This window comes from Rhizomicrobium sp. (assembly GCF_056722145.1).
Map to the genome: position 1 here is coordinate 1 of NZ_JBWZET010000313.1, position 3,239 is coordinate 3,239.

Consider the following 3,239-nt stretch of genomic DNA (forward strand, 5'->3'; position numbering starts at 1 on the left):
CACCTCGCGATAATCGAGACCCGATTGGGCGAGGCCGTCGTTCGCGGGCGAGCCGACCATGTAGCTGAGCGTGAAGCGGCGATCGTTCAACACCCCGCCGAAACGTCCCAGCCGGACGAGCCGCGTCGCGTCGGGCGCGGCAATGCGGAAAATCCCGCAATCGCGCGACTGCCAGCCGGCGGAAAACGGCACAGCCGACGGCGGCGAGGTCACGATGGTGGTGGCCGATGCGGCGGTCACCGCAAGCGAGAGGACAAAAACATACGACAGCACTCGAACCATGCATTCCCCCATGGTGAGACGTCGGGCGATCGCGGAGGAATTTTTCCGCGACAGAATCGCAGCGTCGCGCGCAAACCCGGCAAAAAGACGGCGCTGCAAACAATCCGCTCAAATTTGAATCGAATGCGCGGTCGCGCCGAAAGGCGCCGGCAGCACTTCGACGGTTAAGGTCGGGGCATGATCGACGCGATTTCCGCCGCCGCATACGGCCTCAAGACCAGCGCCAACCAGTTTGAAAAGGCTGCACAAAAGGTCATCAAGGCAACCACGCCGGACAGCGCTGCTGGCGCCGGAGCAAACGACCTGCCGGCGGCGGTCGTCGATACCCAGACGAGTGCCCTCTCCTTCGAGGCCAACACCGCGGTGTTCAAGACGGCCGACAAAATGATGGGCACCTTGCTCGACACGCTGGCCTAAGCGGAAAAATTTTCCCTCGCCGATTCCCGAATCTCCGCGGATTGCGCGGATGGGCGCAATTTGAATAAATCCAAATTTAAATCCGTATACGAACCTTTACGGCCGTTCAATCTGCACTAGGCAAAATCGGCCGTATGAGTAGCGTAGGCAGCGCCACATCCGCTCTGAGTTCGACCGGTGCCACCCGCACCGCCGTTCAGATCGCCGTGCCGACAGTCGAGCAGACGCCGAAGAACAGCTCGGATCTGATGCTCGAAGCAGCGGTGCAGCGGGTGGCGACGATTCTCTACATGCGCTCGCGTTTCGAGGTTCCGCCCGATGTCGTCGACATGGGCGGCGGATTATTCAACGTCGTTGTCTGACGACAGCGCCGGAAAGGATATTTGCGATGATTTCGTCGGTCGGTGTTTCTTCCGCGGGCATGCAGGCGACAGCCGCGGTCTTCAATGTCGATGCCGTCGCCAAGGCGCCGGTCCAGGCCCATGACGATGTCGTGGCGCCGATCGACACGTCGGGCGGCGATTCCAGCAAGGCCGATCTGTCGCTGTTCAAGATGACCAAGCCCAATCTCGGCCAGAACCTCGACCTGCGGGTCTGAGACGCAGGAGAAACCAGCCATGAGCAATGATATCGGCTACGGTGCCGCCGCGATCCGCGCCGGCGATGCCAAGTACCACCAGCGCCTCGTCGACCTGATGAAGCAGGCCGCCAAGCCCGCCGAAGACGTCAAGCCCGCCGCCCAATCCACCGCCCCCGCGGCGGGCCACACACTCGACGTCAAGGCCTGAGCCCATCCGCAGGAGCACGGCCGATGGCAATCACCTTGAACAACGATGGCGCCGTGCTCGCAGCGATGCGGGCACTGTCCAACACGCGGATGCTGCAGGTCGCCAGCAATGTCGCTGCAGCCGAAACCGTGACCCGCAAGGCTGAAGCGGTCGCCCAAACCGCGAGCCGCTCCGCCGGCAGCAACAAGCTCGACATGAAAGTGTAGGGGGCGCGGCCCCCTACTTCATTTCAGCCCCAGCTTTTCCGCCAGGTAGACGAAGGTCAGGCCCCACAATTCGGCCGCTTGGCGATGGTCGGCCGCCGCAGCGTGACCGCCGTCGGTGTTTTCGTAGAACAAGACCTCGTGGCCCTGCTCCATCATGCGCGCCGCCATTTTGCGGGCGTGCACCGGGGTGACGCGGTCATCCGAGGTGGCGGTGACGAAGAATACCGGCGGATAGTGCTTGTCCTTCGACACATTCTGATAGGGCGAATATTTGAGGATGTATTCGGCCTGCTTGGGATCGGCTGGATCGCCATATTCGCCGATCCACGACGCGCCGGCGCCGATCCCGGTGTAGCGGATCATGTCGATCAGCGGCACCTGACACACCACGGCACCGAAAAGTTCGGGATGCTGGGTCATCACAGTGGAAACCAGCAAGCCGCCGTTGGAGCCGCCGACGATGCCGAGTTGTTTCGCCGTCGTGATCTTGCGGGCAATCAAATCGGCCGCCACCGCCGCGAAATCGTCGAACGCCTTCTGACGGTTCTGTTTCAGCGCCGCTTCGTGCCAGCCGGGGCCGAATTCGCCGCCACCACGGATGTTGGCGAGCACATAGATGCCGCCGCGTCCCACCCATAGCTTGCCGAAATTGGCCGAATAGAACGGCGTTTCCGAAATCTCGAAGCCGCCATAGCCGTTGAGAATGGTCGGCACGGGGCCGGTCAATCCCTTCGGCCGCATCACGAAGTAGGGAATCCTGGTGCCGTCGGTGGAGGTCGCTTCGTACTGCACCGTTTCCATGCCGGCCGCATCGAAGCGCGATGGCAGCGCCTTGATCTCCTTGGGCGCATCCTTGCCGTCGTCGAAATACAGCGTCGGCGCCTTGAGGAAGCTCTGGAACGAGAGATAGACCTCCGGCCCGAAATCATTGGTGGAAATGATGTTGGCCGAGCCGCCGTCGGGCAGCGGCAGCTTCTTGTCGGCCCACTGGCCGCCGGCATAACGGAAGGCGCGGACCTCGCCGATGACATTGTTGAGAATGGAAACGTAGACCGCATCGCGCCCCGTCGCCACGCCTTCGATGGAAGCGCGCGGGCCGGGCGTGTAGAGCACCTGGTACGGCGAGCAGGAAATCGGCGCGGCCGTGGCCCGGCACGTAGGCGAATCCGCCTCTTCCATCGAAATCAACGAGATCAGCGAGCCTTTCTTATAGACGCCTTCAGGAAATTTCCAGTCTTCACGGAGTGTGAATAGGAAACGACCCTTGTGCAGCCCTTGCAATTGCGCCGATAGGGGAACCTGCAGCTTCTCGAGCCCCGCCTTGCCGAGCACGAAATATTCGGATTCGAAGAAGCTCGGCGAGCGCACGATCACCGCAACGTTGGTGTCGCCGTCGCGCAGGACCATGCCGCCCGAAGCGACATCCTCGGTCTTGCCTTCATAGACCGTCGCGGCATCAGCAATCTTCTCGCCGCGGTGCCAGATCTTGACGATGCGCGGATAGCCCGAGGAGGTCATCGAGCCGGCGCCGAGATCGGTGCCGAAC

Annotated in this window: 7 protein-coding genes; 5 read left to right on the top strand and 2 right to left on the bottom strand. The window is 62.2% G+C overall.

Going from position 1 to position 3,239, the window contains the following annotated elements:
• Positions 1 to 282, bottom strand: a 282-nt coding sequence (locus AC1P6P_RS16450; RefSeq protein ID WP_481403531.1) for a hypothetical protein, incomplete at its 3' end; no start/stop codon positions are given.
• A 177-nt stretch (positions 283 to 459) separates the two neighbouring features.
• Here AC1P6P_RS16450 and AC1P6P_RS16455 point away from each other — a divergent pair.
• The 5 genes from AC1P6P_RS16455 to AC1P6P_RS16475 all read left to right on the top strand — a co-directional run bounded on the left by AC1P6P_RS16455 (position 460) and on the right by AC1P6P_RS16475 (position 1,693).
• Positions 460 to 699 (top strand): hypothetical protein, encoded by a 240-nt coding sequence (locus AC1P6P_RS16455; RefSeq protein ID WP_481403532.1) that lies wholly within the window; start codon positions 460 to 462, stop codon positions 697 to 699.
• Positions 700 to 833: 134 nt separating this feature from the next.
• Positions 834 to 1,061, top strand: a complete 228-nt coding sequence (locus AC1P6P_RS16460; protein WP_481403533.1) for a hypothetical protein — start codon at positions 834 to 836, stop codon at positions 1,059 to 1,061.
• Positions 1,062 to 1,087: 26 nt separating this feature from the next.
• Positions 1,088 to 1,297 carry a hypothetical protein gene (locus tag AC1P6P_RS16465; RefSeq protein WP_481403534.1) on the top strand — a complete coding sequence of 70 codons (210 nt, stop codon included), beginning with the start codon at positions 1,088 to 1,090 and terminating at the stop codon, positions 1,295 to 1,297.
• 19 nt (positions 1,298 to 1,316) lie between these two features.
• Positions 1,317 to 1,487, top strand: coding sequence for a hypothetical protein (locus AC1P6P_RS16470; protein ID WP_481403535.1), 171 nt, complete (start codon positions 1,317 to 1,319; stop codon positions 1,485 to 1,487).
• 23 nt (positions 1,488 to 1,510) lie between these two features.
• On the top strand, positions 1,511 to 1,693 hold the full coding sequence (locus tag AC1P6P_RS16475; RefSeq protein WP_481403536.1) for a hypothetical protein: 183 nt from the start codon (positions 1,511 to 1,513) through the stop codon (positions 1,691 to 1,693).
• A gap of 18 nt (positions 1,694 to 1,711) precedes the next feature.
• On the opposite strand, the gene AC1P6P_RS16480 is transcribed toward AC1P6P_RS16475, so the two are convergent.
• Positions 1,712 to 3,239, bottom strand: a 1,528-nt coding sequence (locus AC1P6P_RS16480; protein WP_481403537.1) for a prolyl oligopeptidase family serine peptidase, incomplete at its 5' end; no start/stop codon positions are given.